General features: G+C 59.1%; 14 protein-coding genes and 1 pseudogene. 9 read left to right on the forward strand and 6 right to left on the reverse strand.

The window, feature by feature from the left end:
* Positions 1-5: 5 nt before the first annotated feature.
* Positions 6-671, reverse strand: a complete 666-nt coding sequence (locus LPB260_RS16345; protein WP_208706867.1) for an SCO family protein — start codon at positions 669-671, stop codon at positions 6-8.
* Between the two features lie 23 nt (positions 672-694).
* Positions 695-2,611: a multicopper oxidase family protein gene (locus tag LPB260_RS16350; protein ID WP_256625433.1), complete on the reverse strand. Its 1,917-nt coding sequence runs from the start codon at positions 2,609-2,611 to the stop codon at positions 695-697.
* Between the two features lie 1,342 nt (positions 2,612-3,953).
* On the opposite strand from LPB260_RS16350, the gene LPB260_RS16355 reads away from it, so the two are divergent.
* The gene (locus LPB260_RS16355; protein ID WP_208706868.1) at positions 3,954-5,162 is read left to right on the forward strand and encodes a site-specific integrase; all 1,209 of its coding nucleotides are present in this window, start codon (positions 3,954-3,956) and stop codon (positions 5,160-5,162) included.
* A gap of 164 nt (positions 5,163-5,326) precedes the next feature.
* Here the strand turns inward: LPB260_RS16355 and LPB260_RS16360 are convergent, their stop codons facing one another.
* Positions 5,327-6,013, reverse strand: coding sequence for a hypothetical protein (locus LPB260_RS16360; RefSeq protein ID WP_208706869.1), 687 nt, complete (start codon positions 6,011-6,013; stop codon positions 5,327-5,329).
* A 1,078-nt stretch (positions 6,014-7,091) separates the two neighbouring features.
* On the opposite strand from LPB260_RS16360, the pseudogene LPB260_RS16365 reads away from it, so the two are divergent.
* Positions 7,092-7,727, forward strand: a pseudogene (locus LPB260_RS16365) (ISL3 family transposase); the annotation flags it as partial.
* Positions 7,728-7,861: 134 nt separating this feature from the next.
* Positions 7,862-8,854, forward strand: a complete 993-nt coding sequence (locus LPB260_RS16370; protein WP_208706870.1) for a hypothetical protein — start codon at positions 7,862-7,864, stop codon at positions 8,852-8,854.
* Between the two features lie 183 nt (positions 8,855-9,037).
* On the opposite strand, the gene LPB260_RS16375 is transcribed toward LPB260_RS16370, so the two are convergent.
* The 3 genes from LPB260_RS16375 to LPB260_RS16385 all read right to left on the reverse strand — a co-directional run bounded on the left by LPB260_RS16375 (position 9,038) and on the right by LPB260_RS16385 (position 14,893).
* Positions 9,038-12,400: an SEL1-like repeat protein gene (locus tag LPB260_RS16375; RefSeq protein ID WP_208709964.1), complete on the reverse strand. Its 3,363-nt coding sequence runs from the start codon at positions 12,398-12,400 to the stop codon at positions 9,038-9,040.
* A 20-nt stretch (positions 12,401-12,420) separates the two neighbouring features.
* Positions 12,421-12,885: a glycine zipper domain-containing protein gene (locus LPB260_RS16380; RefSeq protein ID WP_208706873.1), complete on the reverse strand. Its 465-nt coding sequence runs from the start codon at positions 12,883-12,885 to the stop codon at positions 12,421-12,423.
* A 474-nt stretch (positions 12,886-13,359) separates the two neighbouring features.
* Positions 13,360-14,893 (reverse strand): IS3 family transposase gene (locus tag LPB260_RS16385; RefSeq protein WP_371926102.1). Its coding sequence is split into 2 segments (ribosomal slippage): positions 13,360-14,407 and positions 14,406-14,893, totalling 1,536 coding nucleotides; the frame shifts between segments, so codons are not numbered across the junction.
* A 287-nt stretch (positions 14,894-15,180) separates the two neighbouring features.
* On the opposite strand from LPB260_RS16385, the gene LPB260_RS16390 reads away from it, so the two are divergent.
* From LPB260_RS16390 to LPB260_RS29415, 6 genes are all read left to right on the forward strand, one after another.
* A complete protein-coding gene (locus tag LPB260_RS16390; RefSeq protein ID WP_256625435.1) occupies positions 15,181-15,453 on the forward strand; it encodes a hypothetical protein in 273 nt (90 codons plus the stop codon).
* A 91-nt stretch (positions 15,454-15,544) separates the two neighbouring features.
* Positions 15,545-16,513 (forward strand): DUF932 domain-containing protein, encoded by a 969-nt coding sequence (locus LPB260_RS16395; protein WP_208706874.1) that lies wholly within the window; start codon positions 15,545-15,547, stop codon positions 16,511-16,513.
* Between the two features lie 75 nt (positions 16,514-16,588).
* Positions 16,589-17,593 (forward strand): YqaJ viral recombinase family protein, encoded by a 1,005-nt coding sequence (locus LPB260_RS16400; protein ID WP_208706875.1) that lies wholly within the window; start codon positions 16,589-16,591, stop codon positions 17,591-17,593.
* A gap of 93 nt (positions 17,594-17,686) precedes the next feature.
* Positions 17,687-18,622 carry a hydrolase or metal-binding protein gene (locus tag LPB260_RS16405; protein ID WP_208706876.1) on the forward strand — a complete coding sequence of 312 codons (936 nt, stop codon included), beginning with the start codon at positions 17,687-17,689 and terminating at the stop codon, positions 18,620-18,622.
* A 553-nt stretch (positions 18,623-19,175) separates the two neighbouring features.
* Entirely contained in the window at positions 19,176-20,105 is a 930-nt protein-coding gene (locus tag LPB260_RS16410) for a DNA cytosine methyltransferase (protein WP_208706598.1), read from the forward strand.
* A 374-nt stretch (positions 20,106-20,479) separates the two neighbouring features.
* Positions 20,480-20,866 (forward strand): DNA cytosine methyltransferase, encoded by a 387-nt coding sequence (locus tag LPB260_RS29415; protein ID WP_371926174.1) that lies wholly within the window; start codon positions 20,480-20,482, stop codon positions 20,864-20,866.
* Positions 20,867-20,872: the final 6 nt, after the last annotated feature.

Consider the following 20,872-nt stretch of genomic DNA (forward strand, 5'->3'; position numbering starts at 1 on the left):
GCCTACTAGCCCAGGCGAGAGGCGCCCTCATGCCCCTGGTAGGCGGTGTGCACCATGCCCCCATCGACATGGTTGATGGTGGTGATGATGCGTTCCGGGTTGGCCAGGGCCGGCGCCATGGTCCAGCGCTGCTTGCGGTCGTTGCCTACGCGCAGCATGCCGGTGTGGGTGGCCAGGTTGCGATCCACTTCCGGGTCGGGGTCATAGAAGCCCAGGCCATAGCGCAATCGCTCGATATCGGCGGGTTCACCAGTGAGGAACTTCCACCCCGGCAGCAGCCGCTGCTGCCTGACGTACTCCTGCAGCTGCTCGGGCCTGTCGAGCGCAGGCTGCAGGGTGATCGAGTACATGAACACATCCTTGCCCAGGCGCTCGCCCAGCAGCTCCTGCACTCGGCGCAGGTTGGACGTCATGGTCGGGCAGGCGCCCGAGCAGTCGACGTACATCATGTTGATGGTGACGATCTTGCCACGTACCAGGTCGTCATAGAATCGAACCTGTTCGCCCTCGTGGGTATAGAGCGGGACGTTGGGGAAGTAGCTGTCGTCGGCACTGTCGGCCTCGCCGGCGACATCGATGATGCTCTCCGCCTCAGCCGGGAAGCGCTGCCAGAGCAAGCCGCCCAAGGCTACCGCCCCCATGCCGGCCAGTACTTTTCTTCGCGTGTTCATGGCATTTCCTCCAGTCTCGGCGACTAGTCGTCTTCCTTGATGTCCCAGCGCAGCATCATGGCGTGATCCTCATGGATCAGGTTGTGGCAGTGCATCACGTACTTGCCGACATAATCGCGGAAGCGCAGGAACACCCGGATACTCGACATGCCCTCGAGTACGTAGACGTCCTTGCGCCCCTGCATATGCGGCGGCACCGGAACCGCAACGCCGTCCTTGGTCATGCTGAGGATGCGCCCCTCCTCGAAGTGAATGTGGATGGGGTGATCCCAGCCGTTGTCGATGTTCACCAGTTCCCAGACCTCGGCGCTTCCCTTCGGAATGACGGCCCGCGGCTGATTGGGATCGAAGAACCGGTCGTTGATCGCCCACATGCCGTTCTTGCGCTCGAACACCCAGCGACGCACCGGCGCGGCGGCGATCTCCGCGGGATCCAGCGGCCGCAGCTCACGCAGCACATTAGGAACCTGACTCAGATCCTGTTCGACCGGCTCACGATCGACAATGAACTTGAGCACAGGGGTGGCGGCGCCTAGCCCATCGGCCCGGCGAGTCTCGGTCTGCTGCAAACGGTTGGACAGGAACAGCTCGGTGCCGACCGAATACCGCGAGAAATCGATGACAATGTCGGCCCGCTCGGCCACGGCAAAACGCACGCTGACTTGATTCCTCAGCGGCGCGGGGAGCAGGTTGCCGTCATTGGCGATGTAGTCGAAGGTCTGCGACACCCCGTTGGCGCGGGTCAGGAACAACTGATAGATACGACTCGGGCCAATATCCAGCAGACGGAAACGGTACTTGCGCCGCGCCACCCGCAGCACCGGCTCGATCTTGCCGTTGACCGCGATCTTGTCACCCAGGGTGCCATCCGGGCCCACCTGGTCGTAGACCAGCATGCCGTTGGCGTCGAAACGACGGTCGCCAAAGCTCAGCGGGTAATCATAGGGATAGCTCGGCAGGCGCAGGGCCCTCGGGTCTGGGTCGCGCTCGTTCCCCGAATCGATATGATCGTAGAGCAGGTAGAAACCTGCCATGCCGCGGTAAAGGTTAGGCGCGGTGAAGTCGAAGGTGTGATCGTGATACCACAGGGTGCCCAAGGCATTGCGCTCGTCACCGATGCCGTTCTGCATCTCGTCGTAACCGGCGTAGATGTTGGAATAGAAGTGGTCCTTGAACTGGCCCGGCGCAGCCAGGGTAGGCCCGGCCTTGAGCGGACTGAAATAGTCGCCGGGGAAGCCATCACTCTCCGAGCCAACGTGCGCATTGTGCAGGTGCATGGAGATTTCCGGCGAGCCGAAGCCGACGTGGTTCTGCGGCAGGTTGTTGTGGAACCGCACCACCACCGGCTGGCCATAGCGGGCCAAGATGGTCGGTCCCGGAGTTGTGGCCTTGCCTGAGTCGCCGGTGAAACCCCAAATGCGCTGCTTCGGGTAGGCCGGGTTGAACTCCCAGTCCTCGTTCTCCTCCACGCTCAACTCGAAATGAGCAGGTGGATATTGCCGCGGGCTTGCATACAACTCTGCCCAGCGCTGATGGTGGCTACGTCCACATTCGCCGCTAGTCTCTTGCGAGGCGCCGGTGGGCACCGGGTCATCGAGGGTTACCGGCTGCAGAATAGGTGGCTCCTCCGGTAGCTCCTCGACCCAGGGAATGCTTGGCGGGCTGGGCGGTAGGGCTACTGGTCCAGGCTCGGGCTCCGGCTCAGGCTCTGGTTCCGGATCGCGCCCCCGGCGCCTACGCCGGGCCTCGCTAGCAGCGGAAGCGAACATCAACGGCGCGGCCATCGCCGCCGCCGTGAGTTTGAGGAAGGAGCGCCTGAGTTTGCCATCTGACAACTCGTCAGGAAGATCAGGTAGGGGCTCCCAACCTTCAGAGCGAATGGAAATCTTCCATGCTCCCGCTTCCAGCCTGTCCACGCTGTCGAGCATTCGGGTCTTCATGGCTTGGTCCTCATCAGCATTTCCAGCACCGCCACCCCAAATCGAGGCAGCATGAAACACCCCTCCGCCTGACTGCAGAACATGGATGTTTATTGCTTGATTGAGTGGCCACACCAGCCTCAATCGCGACAGTTGTTTACAGCTTGCCGCGAAACTGCGGGGCATAGGAGTGGCACAGCAGCCGCCTGGGGCTACGGATTACAACCGAGGTGGGCCATGCAGACGAACCGACAGGATGAATTCACGAAGAGATTGCCTGCTGTCTAGGATATGTAGAACCCCGCCCATGACAATCTCCCAACACATTATCCCGTGGCTATTTCGCGCCCTCTCCTTCGCGAAGCACCTGACACATCATCCCTTCCTCATTGCTAACTAAAGGATCACGGCCGAACCTTGTCAAGGAATCGACACTATCCCCTAGCAATAACATGAACAATCTGTAAATTGCTGTTTTTACTGGATTTACTGACTCTTCAGAAAATCAAGACTTGCATCTAGAAGTGAAACCAGTAACAAACAGCACTCGGATGATGGATTTGCTTGGGCGCGCAGCCCGACAGCCCTACCACCAAAGATCGCCGAGCCGTCGCTGCCCCCCATCCCGGCAGGCTCAGAAACTGGAGTCGGGCCCAGATCCGCGTCCGACAGCCTTTGCCGCAGCGCGAAGTACGGTTCGCCGCACCTTTACCCATCTTTTACAGCCCGCTGACCTTTCCTTACGCCATACGGCGGTTCCATGAATGCCGGCACACCCCTAAAGCTAAAGAAGGAGTTATCCAAATGCTCACTCGCGTTGCACTACTGAGCCTGGCTATGGCGCTGCTGATCCTGGGTGGCTGCACATATCACGGTCACAGTCACCCAAGCGCAGCCCCGTATGGCGGTGCTCATGCAAGACACCACGTCGCCCATCACCACGGGAACACCCATCACAAGCACGCCATCACCCACCACCGCAGACACCATCGGCACCCGCATCGCTAAGGGGCAACTCTGTCGAAAGGACAATGACGCGGCATTTGCCGCGATCCACCAAGGGAGCGGCTCGCAGGAATTTGCACGGTCTGCGGATGCATCAGGGTGGAAGGGGCCCCAGGGTATCGCAGAAACGAAAAACCCCTGAGCCACAAGGCATCAGGGGTTCTCGATAATTTGGCGGAAGCGGTGTCCGCCAACTTATCGTCCACGATATTCTCCTAGCATCTCGCAAGACCTAGATAATACGGGGCTTTCAGCCTACCATCCGTCCATCAACGTCCGTCAAGGCTTTGTAAAAGCCAGATCCAGGGTGTGGACTCAGGTGTGGACTCAGAAGTGTGGACTGGAGGAGTTTAGTGTTGTGGGCAAGCTGACAGCAAAAACCACCGAGAAGCTCGCAAAGGAAGGTACTGCTGGATTGACCGGCGATGGCGAGGGCCTTTACCTAAAAGTCAGCGCAGGTGGAACGGGAGCCAGCTGGGTCTTCCGCTACAAGATCGATAGCAAGAGTCGCTACATGGGGCTTGGAAAGTACCCGGAGACAAGCCTGAGTGAGGCACGTGAGAAGGCTGCAGATGCTCGCAAACTCTCGAAGTCGGGTACGGACCCACTCGCCGTTCGCGACAGCGAGCGAGAAGCGAAGCGGTTACAGCAGCAAGCCGAACTCGCGAAAGCAACGCCATTCAAGATGATCGCCGCCTCCTACATTGCAGCACACCGTAGCGGGTGGAAAAACGCGAAGCACGCCCAGCAATGGGAGAACACCCTTGCCACCTATGCCGAGCCGATCATCGGCCACCTCCCCGCATCCGAGATCACTACCGCGCATGTCCTGGAAATCCTGCAACCGATCTGGGCGGAAAAAAACGAGACCGCCAATCGACTGCGAAATCGCATTGAACTCGTGCTCGATGCCGCCAAGGCCCGCGGACTGCGGGACGGAGAAAACCCGGCACGGTGGCGTGGGCACTTGGACAAATTACTGCCGAAACGCTCCAAGTTGCGCTCAATAGCGCACCACAACGCCCTGCCCTGGCCCGAATTGCCAGCATTCATGGCCGACCTGGCTCAGCATGATGAGCTGACCTACAAGGCGATGCGCCTAACCATCCTAACTGCCTGCCGCACCTCAGAAATACTCGGTGCCACCTGGGCGGAAATAGATCAAGGAAAGCGCATGTGGACCATTCCCGCTGCCCGCATGAAAGCCCAGAAAGAACACCGCATTCCTCTATCAGAAGCAGCTTTGGAGGTGCTTGCCAGCCTACCGCGCATAAAGAGCAGCCCTTACCTGTTCCCCGGTGCGCGCCAAGGCAAACACCTGTCCAATATGGCCATGCTGATGGGCTTACGCAGGATGGGACGAGAAGATCTGACCATGCACGGTTTCCGCAGCACGTTCCGCGACTGGGCAGCTGAGCAGACCAACTATCCGCGCGAGGTTTGCGAGATGGCCCTCGCCCACAAGGTCGCAGACGGAACCGAGGCGGCATACTGGCGAGGCGATGCCCTCGAGAAACGTCGCGCGCTGATGGCGGACTGGGCGGTGTTCTGTACGAGCAAAAAATGACCATCGACAGTCAATCTCAAAGCAGCCAGTAGCAACAGGCAAAAACCGGCCAAGAGCTGCCCATCAGCATCAATACCGTGGTCTGTTCCTGACTGTTTCCGCACCTTACTGGAAAGGTCAGGTGTTGCACTCCGTTTCTGCAGTCTCCCCTGTACTGCTCCCGTTTACCCTGATCGTAACCGCATAGAAATTTGCCTTACTCTTAAAGCCTCATCAGAGTTGCTGGGACATGCATTAACTGCGTCATAACCTAAATACTTTGCTGACGAGTTGGGGTATATAGCAATCAGCGCACTGACCTGGCTAGGCGCTTTCTTGTACCAAAACTGATAAACACTTAATTTATTATTTTCAGCACGATAAACGCAATTTACAATTTTCTGCCCTGCAGCAGCAACCTGATTAAAAACAGACATATACTGAACACGATCTTGCCCTGCGGAGGGAGGAGGAGAACCAACGACCCCAAGATACATGTCATATACTTGGTACTCTAATAAACCACCAGAATACATCTGTGTAGCTCTTTTCGTTTTTTCGTGAGCGGGGTGGATGGAGTTTTGTTCATTATTTTGGGATTCATTGTTGCGCTCAGAGAAATACCCAAATGCGATAATCGCAATAATCAACCAAAATAGTCCTAAGTTTTTTTTGCGAACATGCCTAATGCCTCTCTGCTTTTTATTTATCTCCAGCATTTCGCGGTTGTAACGATCGGCATCTGCCAACTGAGAACGCAGCAATCTATCTTGGTACTCTCGATCCTCTTTTCCCCTCCTTGCTGCGTCGGAGTCAGTGTGCCCACCAAAAAAACCTCTGTCGTAGTTCGAGCCGTCATCGTTATTGCGCATCAAACACGTCCTCACAAAGCCCACGCTGCGATAAACACAGCCGGTGCAATACGCCTGATACGCGCAGCTGAGTCTATAGGCACCCGTACTCGGCTACTTTGCTAACTTACCCTTTACTCGTTGACGGAGGGGTGTTCCTTCCGACCGCCCCCCAAAGCGTTCCCAGTTGTGCTCGGCCAGTTCTCACCTGGCTCTGGGTGACTCTACGGTCCGCGTCCGCTGCCACTACTACTGCCTTTGCCACTACCACTACCACTACCACTACCACTAGAATGTCGTAGCCTCCGCCACTCTTGGCCATAAACAAACCTCCAAGGTTTGCTGGTGCAGAAGGTTCAGCGTAGTCCCTTGAGCAATAGATACAGAACCAGTCGTCGCAAAATTTGATATGACCTTCATAACAACCTGCCGCCGCTCCCGCCCGCCCTACGCCTGCAGTTGCTCTTACTGAAACACGGCCCGAGGCGCAGTGGTCAAAACCTTGATGTTTGATATGTTTTGGCTGGAGATCGATTACGATGCGATCCATCCAGTCTGGTACAGACTGTCCGCTCTTGGCCGATTCTGTTTAAAAAAGTCGCGCTCTGAGAGAGCTGCTTTTCGGCTGCTCAGAAATCGCTCGATTTTGGTGTCGCCACATAAAAACCAAGACAGCACCGCCTTCTTTAGCGAACCAGATTTCAACGTCGTTAACGCTCTTTCGTGGGCAAAAGTCGGGGCGGGACTTTTTCAACAGAATCGGCCGACTCCGGCCTGATGTGACGGGCTCGAAGCGGCCAGGAGCCCCCCCTGCGACAGCGCGCGGTTTCCGCTTCTCTAAGAAAACTCTGAAAAAGCCCGCTTTTTACGAAATGGCAGGCCAGTAAGCCGCATGGTTTCTGGCGTGCATTTTTCAGGCGTCCATATAAGGCATATCCCTATGCAAGGTACGCTCCGAGGCTCTCTGGCCCACGCAATAGTTGCGAGTTGTGCTGCGCATCTACCTGGGAGAACGGGAAATGTAGTTAATGAACAGTTGGAACAGATCGGCATTACTGGAGATCTGGAGGCGCTGGTAGATGTTGTGCTTACGGCCATACGCCCGTTCTTCGAGCTGCTCGGCGAGCGCTGCCAGCAGGTCGAGGTGGTGGCGATGGACATGAACACCGCCTTCGACCTGGAGGTGAAGCGGCACTGCCCGCAGGCCGAGGTGGTGTACGACCTGTTTCACGTGGTGGCGCGCTACGGCCGCGAGGTGATCGACCGTACCCGCGTGGATCAGGCCAATCTGCTGCGCCATGACAAGCCGGCGCGACAAGTGGTGAAGCGCAGCCGCTGGTTGCTGCTGCGCAATCGGGCCAACCTCAAGGCCGAGCAGGCGGTGCAGTTGCAGGAGCTGCTGGAGGCCAATCAGTCACTGGCCACCGCCTACCTGCTCAAGGATGCGCTCAAGGACATCTGGTACGTGCCAAGCGTCTGGGAGGGCTGGCAACGCTGGCGGGACTGGCAACGGCACGCCCGCGACAGCGGCCTGGCACCGCTGCAGCGCTTCGCCAAGAACCTCAGGCGCTACCTCCGCGGTATCCTCGCCAGCGCCCGCTTCCCGATGCACACCAGCGTGCTGTAGGGCGTGAACAACCGCATCAAGGTGATCAAGCGCATGGCCTATGGCTTCCGCGACTCGGACTACTTCTTCTTGAAAATCAAGGCTGCCTTCCCCGGGAAAGTGCGATGAACCTTTTTTCTGGGCTAGCATTACCTGAACCTGCCAACGAGCATTGCGCTATTACCTCCGCTGTGACATGTCGACGCCGATCCGAACCTGGCGCAGCCCCGGGCAGCACACCACATACGTGAAAGGAGGCGGTCATGACCACCCGGTTCTTGTCAGCTTTTCTGCTTATGTTCTCCGTTGATCTAATGGCAGCCGAAGTGTGGATCGGACGCCCATCGTCCAGCTACTACTTCGGCCAAAACCTCGGCCAGGTTATGGCTTCACAGCAGAATGCAGCCCGCTCTAAAGGCGAAGCCCAGGCACGAATTGCCCAGGCACGCCAGGCGTTCTTCGCGGCAAAACCTAATACGCCTGAGAATGAAGCGGCAGGCCGGAACTTCGCTGACGCGCTGTTCGGGAAAGACATCTTCTACCTCTCGCTTTACGTGGCAGAGGGCGTCAACGAGAAATCTGCGCGCCGTGTCCATGGACTGGACCTGTTCACTGGCGGTCCGCTTGACGGAGGGATTCCTTCCGATGGCTGGTTTGCCTTCGCCACATGGGTTGATGGTGTGCGCGCCTCTCTTGGGGCCCCCACAAACGGCCAGCTCTTGATCGTCAGTTCTCCGGATAAACTGCTGCAGGCATTGCGGGACAACCAGAAGCTGTACGAAAAATATCGCATCAAGCGAGACCGGCAAGAACTCAATCATGGCAAAAGTCAAGATGAGGCTGATCGCTGGGCAGAGTATGCCCGCGCCAAGGAAGAGGCTGCCAAGGCCCGCGCGCCGGATGGTGGCGCGCCTTTGCACAAAAGTGAGATCAAACCCTTCGCGCCTGAAGTGCAATTCGCAAAGTCCTACTACCTGGCATCCTCGGAATTACGCACCCTTCTCGCTCAGTCGGCCTCGAGCGGCCAGCGCATGCTGCACTGCTCTTACGGGCCGCTAGTAACCTGGGAGGGAAAGCGCGGCTTCGACGAGTACATCTTCTGGTATGAGCAACGACCACTGACCTTCATGGACATCGTGAGGGCTGATAACAAAAAGATTCTGATGTTCGTATCGAACGATGCTATTCGAGAATGCCCGCCCACAGATAAAAGCGCCAAGGAACAGCGTATGGCCTCTCGTCTAGACGCCAACTAGTGAGGCCAAATTCACCAAACTATTTGTGCTTGCCGAAGCCAGGATCATGGTCCAGCTTGCACGAATCCCTATTCCGCTCATATAGGCAAAACCGATGAAAGGAAACTCGCAGGGTTCCATGGAACGAAGCCAACCATGGCATCCACCATAGTGCAAAATGCAAAAGGAATCGCAGCCTCCGCTTCACTCTCCCACACCGGCCAGCATCTGCAGTCTCTCCTTAGCTTTGGCATGCCCCTGATCGGCGGCCAGGCGATACCAGTACGCCGCCGTTTGCAGATCTTTCGCCACTCCGAGGCCATTGGCATACCTGGCGCCCAGGTTGAACTGCGCATTGGCATTTCCCTGCTCGGCCGCCTTGCGGTACCAGGCCACCGCTTGCCGATCATCCTTTGGCACGCCTCGGCCGTTGGCATTCATGACCCCGAGATTGAACTGCGCATTGGCATTTCCCTGCTCGGCCGCGAGGCGGTACCACTTCATCGCTTCCTTGTGGTCCTGCGGCACGCCTTCGCCTTTGGAATACATGTTGCCCAGGTTGAACTGCGCATTGGCATTTCCCTGCTCGGCCGCCTTGCGGTACCAGGCCACCGCTTGCCGATCATCCTTTGGCACGCCTTGGCCGTTGGCATACATGACCCCGAGATTGGACTGCGCATTGGCATTTCCCTGCTCGGCCGCGAGGCGGTACCACTTCATCGCTTCCTTGTAGTCCTGCGGCACGCCTCGACCGAGGTCGTACATGACCCCGAGCTTGAACTGCGCATTGGCATTTCCCTTCTCGGCCGCGAGGCGGTACCACTTCATCGCTTCCTTGTGGTCCTGCGGCACGCCTTCGCCTTTGGAATACATGTTGCCCAGGTTGAACTGCGCAGCGGCACCGCCCTGCTCGGCCGCCTTGCGGTACCAGGCCACCGCCTGTACCAAGTCCCGCTCAACGCCCCGCCCGAAGTTGTACATGACGCCCGTGTAGAACTGCGCGAGGGCATCGCCCTGCTCGGCCGCCTTGCGGTACCAGATCGCTGCCTGGCGCTCATCCTTCGGGATGCCATCCCCCTTGGACTGCATTTCCGCCAGGCGCTTCTGCCATTTGACAGACTGCTCTGCAGCCTTGCTGTACCACAGAACTGCCAGCTGCAGATCCTTGGCCACGCCACGACCCGCTGCATACCGATCGCCCAGGCCCCACTGCGCGCCAACGTCGCCTTGTTCGGCCGCCAGACGGTACCAGTGGAATGCCTTCTGTTCGTCCTTCGCCACGCCGTCGCCGCTGTCGTACTTCATGGCCAGGCGTATCTGCCAAAAGGCGTCGCTCTGTTCGGCCGATTTGACGTACCAGGCCTCTGCCTGCCCCTCATCCTTGGGTACGCCACGCCCCTCGGCATACATGTTGCCCAGGCTCCTGAGCGCTGACGCATTTCCCTGCTCTGCTGCCTTGCGGTACCAGATCAGCGCCTGCTGGTCGTCTTGCCTGATGCCGTCGCCTTTGGCGTATCTGTAGCCCAGATTCCACTGGATGGAAGCATCGCCTTGTTCGGCGGCCCGGCGGTACCAGACCTCCGCCTGCTGCGGATCCTTGGCAACACCTTCGCCTTTGGCAAACCGGTCGCCCAGGCTCTCCATGTAGTAATCGCCACCCTCTTCGGCTGCCCGGGTGAACCAGGCCAGTGCCTGCTGCGGGTCCTTTTCCACACCGTTGCCGGCGGCATACATTTCGCCAAGATTTACCAAGGCTGGGGAACTACCCATCTCCGCCGCCTGGCGAAACAGGGCCAGGGCCTGCGGGTAGTCGCGAGGGACGGCGCCACGGCCACTGGCGAAGCGTTCCCCGACTTCATTCGCTTCACTGCCCCCCTGCTCAAGGGCCCTCTGGTACCAGGCGATGGCCTGCTGCGCGTCCTTCTCCACTCCTCTACCGTCGGCATACATGTCACCCAGCGCCAGTTGCGCTTCGGTGTCGCCCTGGTCGGCAGCCTTGCGATACCAGTACAGGGCCTGCTGCAGATCCTCGCGAATGGCTTCACCGTCTGCGTATTTTTCCGCCAGTTGCACTTGCCAGTAGGCACCACCCTGCTGGGCCGCCTTGCGGTACCACTGCTCCGCCTGCTGCGCATCCTTGCTGACACCCAGACCTTTGGTGTAGCGGTCGCCCATGAAGTCTAGCGCCAGCGCTGATCCCGACTCGACTGACTTACGGTACCAGGCCCGGGCCAGCTGTTCGTCCTGCGCCACGCCCTGCCCTTTGGCATATCGGTCACCCAGGCTGAACTGAGCCTGTACATGCCCCTGCCCGGCCGACTTACGATGCCAGGTCAGTGCCTGCCGCTCGTCCCGCGCTCCCCCCTGGCCCTGCTCGTACATCAACGCGAGGGAATACTGCGCGTATGCATCGCCTTGCTCGGCAGCTTTCTGGTACCACAGTCTGGCTTGCGCATTGTCCTGAATGACTCTCATGCCATTGGCGTACATGTATCCCAGCCGATTCTGAGCCTCGGGCTGACCCAACTCAACCGCCTTGAGATACCAGGCCAATGCCTGTGCGTCATCCTTCAACACGCCGTTGCCATCGGCATACATCCACCCTAATAAGAACCTGCCCTGGTAACTGCCTAGTTCTGCAGACTGGCGGTACCACTTCAGCGCCTGCTGGTAGTCTTGAGCGACACCCAGGCCCAACGCGTACATACGCCCGAGATTAGCTTGCGAGTCTGCATACCCCAATTCGGCCGCCTTGCGAAACCAGACAAGCGCCTGATGGTTGTCCTTTGCGACCCCATTGCCGCGGTAGTACATTTCGCCCAGATTGTTTAGGCCGCTGGCATTATTCTGTTCAGCCGCCTTGCGATACCAGGCCAGCGCCTGCTGGTCGTCCTTCAATACACCCCGTCCATCCCGATAAAAGGTACCCAACTTATCCTGTGCCACCGCATCGCCCTGCTCGGCGGCCTTGCGCATTGCCTCGAACTCCGCCGGATAGTGCTGGACGGGGTCATCCGCATCGTCCGGTGGAGCAAGGACGACGACTGGCGCCGCCGGCGCAACGGCCGCCGCACTTGTCTGCGGACTCTGGGTTGGCTTGGCGGCCACCGGCGGCGGAGGTACGACCTGGTCGGTTGGAGTTACAATAGGCGCAGGAGTGGGTGCGGATTTCGCCAGGTTGGGCGCCTTCGCCGGAGGCTGCGCTGGCTCCTTGGTGGTTTGCTGCTGCTTCGCCGGCTTGGACTGAACCATCACCCAGCCGTCGGCCTTGCGTGCGGTGGCCACATAGACCTTCCCTCCATCGACCAGCGCCACCAGGCTGATGGCGTAGGCCTGCGGGCATTCCATTTCCGCTATCACCCTGGCCCAACCCATGGCCTTGCGTACCGCGCCGCCATCTTGCAGATCACTTTTCTGCCGGGCGTAGATCCGCAGCGGCAGGGTGCCGGAACAATACTTTGGGTCGAGGTCGATGCTGACGCGCATACCGGGATAGCCGGGCAGCGAAAGGGTCTGCTGGTTGGCTGATACCACGCCAGCTGCGAACAAGGGGAGCAACGCCAGCATCCAGGTCGATCGTTTCGGCGTCATACCGCCTCCCAGCCGTTCGGCCCCTTGCACACAGTCACGTCTTCGCTTTCGTTGCGCCCATCGGGCAACTCGACCGACTGCCTGACGGTACGGCAGTTGCTGGCCGTGGTCGGCGTACTCGTCGGGGCGTTCGCTACCGGTGTGGTGCGGATGGTGGTTCCAGTGTCGGGATTGCGCACTTCCTGCGGGCGTCCGCTTTCGGCGGTCTGCACGGTAGCCGTAGCCATCCGCTGCTGGTCCTGGTCATCAAGATAACGGCCGATGCCATAGCCGACCAGCGCACCGACCGCCGTGCCGATGGCGATGCTCGCAGCGCGGTTGGAATCCTTGGACAACTTGGCGCCGGTCAGGGCGCCCAGCCCGCCACCAATGAGTACGCCGATATTCTGTTTGTTGCCCGTCGAGCTACAAGCGACAAGAAGCGTACACATGAGGACAAGACAAAGGTACCGGGTAGTCATACGGGTCTCCCAGGGCGTTTCTAGCGCCAGCACTTGTTGAAGTTCACGCGTGCATCCTGAGAAACGGACGGACAAGGGACAACAAGTGACCCGAACCAGAAGAAAGCTACGTAACCGCTCCGCTCAATGCCCTGACACGCCGAGAACGCGGAAACCCACTGCCGTAACTTCGAATTCAGAACACCGAACCTTCACTGCGATCCTCAAAGCAGGCTCAGGCGAAACCACACACATTCAGAAGAATAGATGTGATTTCGCAGGGTTCAATTTGCCATCATGAGAACAGCCAGCGGCATGACGAATGGCACCCAGGATGCCTGGCCGCAGTTTTGTCGAATCCTACCGCTCGCAGGTAGAGCAAAGCAGAACGCTGCCCCTCCATCTATCCGGGCTGACTGCCATGGGTTCTATTGCGTGAAATCTGGAGTAATTTTCAGCGCTCGCAACGTCTCAGATTTCAATCTCCGGCGATTTTCAAGGTAGTTGTCGCGTGAGCGTGTCACGCTCCGGGTTCAGGCACACGATCGGTGCCAGCGACCAATCCCTGATGTTGCCACTCCAGCGCTCCGGATGCAGTGCGCGCGCCGCCTCGTACAGCCCGATACGCTTGTGCAGCAGCTCTTCTGCCTGGCCAGCATGCCGCTGCGCCGGCGTCACAAACTTCAGCGCGCTATGGCGATGTTCCTGGTTGTACCAGTCCACGAAGCGGTTCACCCAGTTCCTGGCCTGCGCCAGCGTATCGAAGGGCCGCTCCGGCCACAGTGGGCAGTACTTGGCCATGCGGAACTGGGCCTCGGCATAGGCGTTGTCATTGCTCACCCGGGGTAGGCTGAACGAGGGCATCACCCCCAGGTTCTGCATGGCCGCCAGCATGGTCGAGCCCTTCATCGCGCTGCCGTTGTCCGAGTGCAGTACCAGCGGCTGGCCGGCCCGCCGTTCACGCAGACAGGCCTGGCGCAGCAGTTGGGCGGTCTGCTCGGCGCTTTCCCTGGCATGCACCTCGTTGGCCACCAGCTTGCGGCTGTAGATGTCCTTGATGTACCAGTAGAAGTAGCTGCCCTTGACCGTGGTGGGCAGCCAGGTGATCTCCCAGCACCACAGCTGGTTCGGGCCATTGGCGACATGGGTCGTCAGCGCTCGCTTCACCGGTGGGCGGATACGGCCGCGCGGGTGCTGCTGCTCGGCCTCCCTCAGCACCCGGTAGAAGGTCGACTCCGAGGCCAGCCAGGTGCCCCGATCGGCCAGCCGCGCCACGATCTGATGGGGTGGCTGGCTGGCAAACTCGGGCTGGTTGGCGACTTCCAGCACGCGGCGGCGCTCTTCCTGACCCAGCTTGTTGGCCGGTGCCGCTCGTGGTGTCGAAGGGCGCCGATCCTCCGGGCAGTGCCGCCAGCGCTGCAGACTGCGCAACGACAGGCCCAGTTCGGCAAAGGCCTGCGCTCGCCGAGCTCCCGCCACCATGGCTTCTTCGATCAACTGCAGGGTTTTGCGGCGATCCGGGGCGCTGATCATGCGTCCTCGTCCTTTCCCCAGAGCGCCTCGGCTTTTTTCGAAACACCAGTAGGGCAGCAGCTTCTGCCAGCGCCGCGTCCTTGCGCCGCAGCTCTCGATCCAGCTGCTTGATGCGCGTCTTCGCGACCTTGTCCTCTTCGCGTTCGCGTCGGGCCTTGACTGGCTGAGCCGGACTGTTGGCCTGCTCGCAGGCTTCACGCCAAGCCTTGACCTGCTCGACATACAGGCCTTTGCGCCGGCAATACTCGGCAAGCTCCGCCTCGTTGAGACTGGTGCTTTCCAGCACCACCCGAAACTTGTCCTGGCTCGACCACTGATCGGCCTGCTTTCCCTCTCCCGGCACCACTGCCCCCGCTGCTCTGGCCTGTTTGTGCCAAGCATACAGCGTGGCATCGGTAGTGCCTGTCGCTTCCTCCAACTCCGGCACTGTCCGGTTCCGCGGCGGCATCATCTGCCGCACCACCCACTCACGATGCTCTATCGGATAACGCGCCACACAGCTCTCACTTCCGCCCACCGACCAAGACTCATCGAATCAACTCACACGACAACTATCCTGACGCGGCGGGTCTCTTCCGACGACTTTCTCGGACTGAAGTTGCAAAAGGGCTTTTTCATGTATCGGTCGGCTGCTGCCGTTGGAGCGGACCGCCCGAACAATTGCGATTAGGAAAAATTTCAATCCTACATCACTGCTATAACGTCCCCACCATGGAGCATCAGACCATGTCATTGCAGTGCCCTCGCTGTTACTCCCCCAAAGTCGCTTCCTTCCATCACGCCATGAAAGTCGGCGCTGCCATCGGCACCGTGGGCGGCGTTGCGCGTGGCGTCAGCGCTGCCCTGGCCGGAGCCCAGGCCGGGGCAGTTCTCGGTACGTTCGCCGGGCCTGTCGGCATCTCCCTCGGCTCCGTGTCGGGCGCCATTCTCGGCGGTCTGGCCGGCGGCGTGGGCGGCTGCGTGCTCGGCGCTCAACTGGGCGAGTCGCTCGACCGTCACGTCCTGTTCCACAACCTCTGCCTGCTCTGCGGTCACCGCTTCAATCTGCCGGCCTGATCGGCCCCTCTCCTCCATCCACTCGCTCGTCCGGTCGGTGCCGCGCCTCGCGCAGCGCTTTATGCCGGCTGCACCCAAAGGAATCGTTCACATGGCACATCTCATCGAAACCATGGCCTACGCTGGCGCCGCTCCCTGGCACGGCCTGGGCAATCAACTCACCCAGAAACAACCCATCGAAGTCTGGCAACGCGAAGCCGGCATGGACTGGCAGATCTTGGAAAGCCCCGTGCACTTCAAATCGGATGCCGTCGGCCACCTTGGCGCCATCCACTCATTCCCCGAACAGAAGGTGCTGTTCCGCTCCGACACCAAGGCCCCGCTGTCGGTGGTCTCCAAGCGCTACCACACCGTGCAGCCGCGCGAAGTGCTGGAGTTCTACCGGGATCTGACCGAGGTCTCCGGCTACGAGCTGGAAACCGCCGGAGTGCTCAAGGGCGGCCGCAAGTTCTGGGCGCTGGCGCGTACCGGGCAAGGCGCCGCACTCAAGGGCCACGACCAGGTCAACGGTTACCTGCTGCTGGCCACCTCCTGCGACGGCACCCTGGCCACCACGGCCACGCCGACCACCGTGCGTGTGGTGTGCAACAACACCCTGACCATCGCCCTGGACGGCACCAGCAAAGCAATCAAGGTACCGCACAACACTCGCTTCGATCCGAAGGCGGTGAAGCAACAACTCGGCATCGCCGTCTCGCAATGGGACGACTTCATGTACCGCATGCGCGCCCTGGCCGAGCGCAAGGTGCAGTGGCACGAAGCGCTGGGGTTCTTCATGAACGTGATGTGCGAAACCAGTCCGACCGCCGCCCTGCCGGAGCAACTGCCCAACGAGCGCGCCCTGCGCAAGGTCCAGGAGCTGTATGAAGGCCTCGGTCGCGGCAGCCAGCTGGACTCGGCGCGCGGCACCGCCTGGGGCCTGCTCAACGCCGTGACCGAGTATGTCGACCACGAACGTCGGGCGCGCAGCAACGAGTACCGCATGGACTCGGCTTGGTTCGGCCAGGGCGCACAGATCAAGCAACGCGCTCTGGATAACGCGCTGCGGCTCGCCGCTTAACCCTCCCTCACATCCACCCTCGCGCCCGGTCAGCCTCGTGCTGGTCGGGCGTCTTTATGTCCGCAGGTGAATACGATGAAAGCAACCACATTGAACGGCAGCACCCACAAGAAGCACCCGGCCCTGCGCCTGGTCAGCACCAAGGAACTGCCCCGCGAGGACTGGCTGCAGATCCGCAAACAAGGCATCGGTAGTTCGGATGCCGCCGCAGCCGTAGGCCTGAATCCCTACAAGTCGCAGCTGGAGCTGTGGCTGGAAAAGACCGGTCGCGACTCTGGGCTGCCGAAGGCCGAGCCCCAGGATGAGGAAAGCCCGCTGTACTGGGGCAACGTGCTGGAGCCCATCGTGGCCCAGCACTACAGCAAACGCACCAAGAACAGGGTTCGGCGTATCAACGCCGTGCTGCAGCATCCAGATCCTGAGCTGCCCTGGATGCTGGCCAACCTCGACCGCGAGGTGATCGGGGCCGACGATGTGCAGATCCTCGAATGCAAGACCGCCGGCATAAACGGCGCACGCCTCTGGAAGGAAGGCGTGCCCGAGTATGTGCAGCTACAAGTGATGCACCAGCTCGCCGTCACCGGCAAACAGGCGGCAGATGTGGCCGTGCTGCTCGGTGGCCAGACGCTCGAGATCCACCGCATCGAGCGGGACGAGCCAATGATCGCGCGCCTGATCGAGCTGGAGCGCAGGTTCTGGCAGTACGTGGAAACCGACACGCCACCGCCGGCCGATGGCACGGACTCCGCCGAAGCGGCCCTGCGCTGCCTCTATCCGGAGGACAACGGCCAGGTCGTCGACTTCAGCGGCCATGCCGGACTGACCGCTGCCTTCATCGAACTCAAGGCCGTGCGCCAGTCGATCTCCGACAAGGCAAAGCGCGAGACCGAGCTCAAGCAGATGCTGCAACAGGCCATGGGCGATGCCAGTCGGGCGGAGTTCTCCAGCGGCTACATCAGCTGGCGCAAGGCCAAGGACAGCGTCGGCCTGGATGTCGCGCAACTGCTCAAGGACAAACCCCACCTGCAGGCCAAATACCCGCTGCTGAAATCCGGTGCGCGACGCTTTCTGATCGGCTGAAACCAAACTCCCTCATCCCTTCCCTCCCCTTGGCCAGTCCGTGCCGTTCGCGCGGCGTGGCTGGCCCTTTTTTTCATTTCCAGGAGAACCACCATGCTCAAAGGTCTGGCTATCACCCCGCCGGTGCTCGGGCGGATTTCCATCGGCAAGGTCATCGAGAAGAACGGCAAGCGCCTGCCGGAGAAGGATGATCAATTCACCATCACCTCTCAAGTGCAGGGCAAGGATGGCTGGCTGCTGCACCCGCTCAATGACGAGCTACGTCAGGGCAAGGACGACAAGTTGCGCAGCATTCCGGTACGCCTGCTGTTCAACGAACCGGAGCTGAACTTTCGCGCCGACTACACCTTGTTCGACCGGCAGTCCGGACGGCCGCTGTGCGTGGGTAATGGCGAGACCTGCAAACGCGTTACCCAGGACGGCATGCAGTCGCTGCCCTGCCCTTCGCCGGACGCCTGTCCGCTGGCCAAAGGCAATGCCTGCAGGCCCTACGGCCGGCTGAACGTGGTCATTGGCGATGACGATCCGCTGGGCAGCTTCGTGTTCCGTACCACCGGCTTCAACAGCATCCGCACCCTCGCTGCCCGGCTGCACTACTTCCAGGCCATTTCCGGCAACCGCCTGGCCTGCCTGCCTCTGGAGCTGCGTCTGCGCGGCAAGTCCACCCGGCAAAGCCATGGCACGCCGATCTTCTACGTCGACCTGACAGTACGCGGCGGCCTGGACATGGCCGAAGCGCTGCAGGCCGCCAATGAACTCGATGCACAGCGGCAGGCGGCTGGCTTCGACCAGCCCGCACTGGATGAGGCGGCACGTCGTGGCTTCGGCAACGGCGCCTTCGAGGACAGTGAGGAAGACGTCGGCGTCATCGTCGATGAATTCTTTTGTGCAGGGAGCGAACGAGCCCAACCGCCAACAATCCGCTTGGCAACGACGAACAACTCCTCGTTAGCAAAGACGCTGGACAGCTTAACTATTGAAGAAAAGCCTAGCTTAGGCACTTCTTCAGGCGACACCTACTTTAAATAGGGGAAATGGCCATGGTGTTAGTAAGATTCCTAGTAGCGCTGCTATCATTCATCGGCATGCTTGCGAGCGCTGGAGCTCTAGTGCTAGCGGTGATTCTGATGCTAAGATTTCCACCGTTCCTAATCGCAGTTAGTATCGCCTGCCTGATTTTTATCAGCTTTTCCAATCACAAGCCTACTCTCAAGAGAAAAGTATAAATACGGTGTACATGGGGGCCACCGCCCCCACATTAGCTATCATTTTTTAGTGATTTAGCTGCCAATGAAATTAATACCGGCCGATTACTTTCGAGCAACAGGACAAAAAATGCCCCAGCTGTCTGATTCAGCTGGACAACTGTAGAAAGCTATAATCCGACACCCGAAGCCCAAGCGATCAACTGGCTTGATTACCCTTTACAGTCCCGCAAGACGCTCTCACCTTACAAAAGTCTTCCTCATTTCTTGCTCACTACGCTGCTAACCTGGTACCATTCGGCGCTTATTAAGCGCGCCCAGCTAGCGCATTATGGCGCTCCTCCCATCTCTGCAAATTAGACGCGTCGGCTAAATCAATGGAAATTAAAAATCCCATCCCTGTCATCGATCTCTTCGCTGGACCGGGTGGACTAGGGGAGGGATTCTCCTCCATCGGCGGCCATGAAAAAGGAGCACGCAAATTCCAGCTGCGTGTCTCAATCGAGAAAGACCCAGTGGCCCACGCCACTCTTTCCCTTCGCGCACTGTTCCGAACTTTTCCTAAAGGCGAGGCTCCTGATGCCTACTACCAATATATTCGTGGTGAAATATCTCGTGAAGAGCTGTTCGCACATCCGAGTATTCCGGCAGAGGCTCTTGAGGCGGCTCAAGAGGCAAAGCTAGCAGAACTTGGCAAGACCTCACACCATGAAGTTGATCAATGGATTAGCAATGCTCTGTGCGGTGCAGAAGAATGGGTCCTAATTGGAGGCCCTCCTTGCCAAGCATACTCAGTAGCAGGCCGAGCGCGCCGAACCCGTGAATGCCAAGAGAAATTCGAGAGCGATGAGAAGCACTTCCTGTACAAGGAATATTTACGAATAATTCGCGAATTTCGACCAACGATCTTTGTCATGGAGAATGTTAAAGGCATTCTGACCTCCAAACACAATGGTTCGCACATATTCCAAAAAATACTCGAAGACCTCTCCTCTCCTGCGGAGAATCTTTCTTACCGCATACGCTCCTTTGTCGTTCCTGACGATGTGGAAGCATTGGACCCACATGATTTCGTAATCCAAGCAGAACGTTATGGCCTTCCGCAATCAAGGCACAGAGTTATCCTGTTCGGAGTTCGGGCTGACGTTGCATTAATATGCCCTGCTCTATTAGAGCGCCCTCAAAATTTAGTGTTGGAGCGCAGCCAAGCCCCCTTCACCGTCGCACAGGCTTTATCTGGCCTCCCCCCCTACGTAGCAAAATTTCTAGAGGTGCTGACTCGCTTGAAGCTTGGCACTATGCACTAGAGGAGGCCTGCACTATCCTTCTGCGCCCCTATGAAGCCGGAAGACGCGAGCTAATAGATACAATGAAAGAAGCAGCAACCGACGCCCGAAAATTAAGCTCTAGTGGCGGTCGCTTCATACCTTGCAGCGTAACGCCCAACAAGATGACCGGCAAACAACGCGAGTGGTTCCTTGACTCTAGACTTAAGGGCGCGTTACAGCATGAGGCAAGAAGCCACATGCGTTCTGACCTACACAGGTACCTCTTTGCAGCAAGCTTCGCAAAGCTGCGTAAAGAGTCTCCCAAAATTCATCAATTCCCTGAGCAGCTCCTGCCTGCTCATGAGAACGTTACTTCCGAATCAGTACCTTTTAGTGATCGCTTCAGAGTTCAAATGGCAGATAGCCCATCCACTACCATTGTTGCTCACATAGCTAAAGACGGCCATTACTACATTCACCCCGACCCGAGCCAGTGCCGGAGCTTGACTGTTCGCGAAGCCGCACGACTGCAGACATTCCCTGACAATTACTTCTTTGAGGGCAACAGAACACAGCAGTACACTCAGATCGGAAACGCTGTACCGCCACTTCTCGCACGCAAAATCGCCGGTATTGTCGCATCGGTCATCGACTCATATCGGGCGGCGAAAAATCGCCAAACCTTTCAGAGCCCCTTATCCAGACAGATAGGCGATCGGGAAATGCCTCCAGTGCCTGAGCGTCTCGAGTCAGGCACTCCCACACAACGACAAGGCGCCAACCCGCCTCAGCCAACTTAATTTGCA

It is taken from the genome of Pseudomonas sp. LPB0260, from assembly GCF_013388395.1.

What these genes read in the sequence shown, in the direction of transcription:
- LPB260_RS16345 (WP_208706867.1), bottom strand. Translation starts at nt 671, where the DNA reads ATGAACACGCGAAGAAAAGTACTGGCCGGCATGGGGGCGGTAGCCTTG.
- LPB260_RS16350 (WP_256625433.1), bottom strand. Translation starts at nt 2,611, where the DNA reads ATGAAGACCCGAATGCTCGACAGCGTGGACAGGCTGGAAGCGGGAGCA.
- LPB260_RS16360 (WP_208706869.1), bottom strand. Translation starts at nt 6,013, where the DNA reads ATGCGCAATAACGATGACGGCTCGAACTACGACAGAGGTTTTTTTGGT.
- LPB260_RS16370 (WP_208706870.1), top strand. Translation starts at nt 7,862, where the DNA reads ATGACCACCCGGTTCTTGTCAGCTTTTCTGCTTATGTTCTCCGTTGAT.
- LPB260_RS16375 (WP_208709964.1), bottom strand. Translation starts at nt 12,400, where the DNA reads ATGCTGGCGTTGCTCCCCTTGTTCGCAGCTGGCGTGGTATCAGCCAAC.
- LPB260_RS16380 (WP_208706873.1), bottom strand. Translation starts at nt 12,885, where the DNA reads ATGACTACCCGGTACCTTTGTCTTGTCCTCATGTGTACGCTTCTTGTC.
- LPB260_RS16390 (WP_256625435.1), top strand. Translation starts at nt 15,181, where the DNA reads ATGAAAGTCGGCGCTGCCATCGGCACCGTGGGCGGCGTTGCGCGTGGC.
- LPB260_RS16395 (WP_208706874.1), top strand. Translation starts at nt 15,545, where the DNA reads ATGGCACATCTCATCGAAACCATGGCCTACGCTGGCGCCGCTCCCTGG.
- LPB260_RS16400 (WP_208706875.1), top strand. Translation starts at nt 16,589, where the DNA reads ATGAAAGCAACCACATTGAACGGCAGCACCCACAAGAAGCACCCGGCC.
- LPB260_RS16405 (WP_208706876.1), top strand. Translation starts at nt 17,687, where the DNA reads ATGCTCAAAGGTCTGGCTATCACCCCGCCGGTGCTCGGGCGGATTTCC.
- LPB260_RS16410 (WP_208706598.1), top strand. Translation starts at nt 19,176, where the DNA reads ATGGAAATTAAAAATCCCATCCCTGTCATCGATCTCTTCGCTGGACCG.
- LPB260_RS29415 (WP_371926174.1), top strand. Translation starts at nt 20,480, where the DNA reads ATGGCAGATAGCCCATCCACTACCATTGTTGCTCACATAGCTAAAGAC.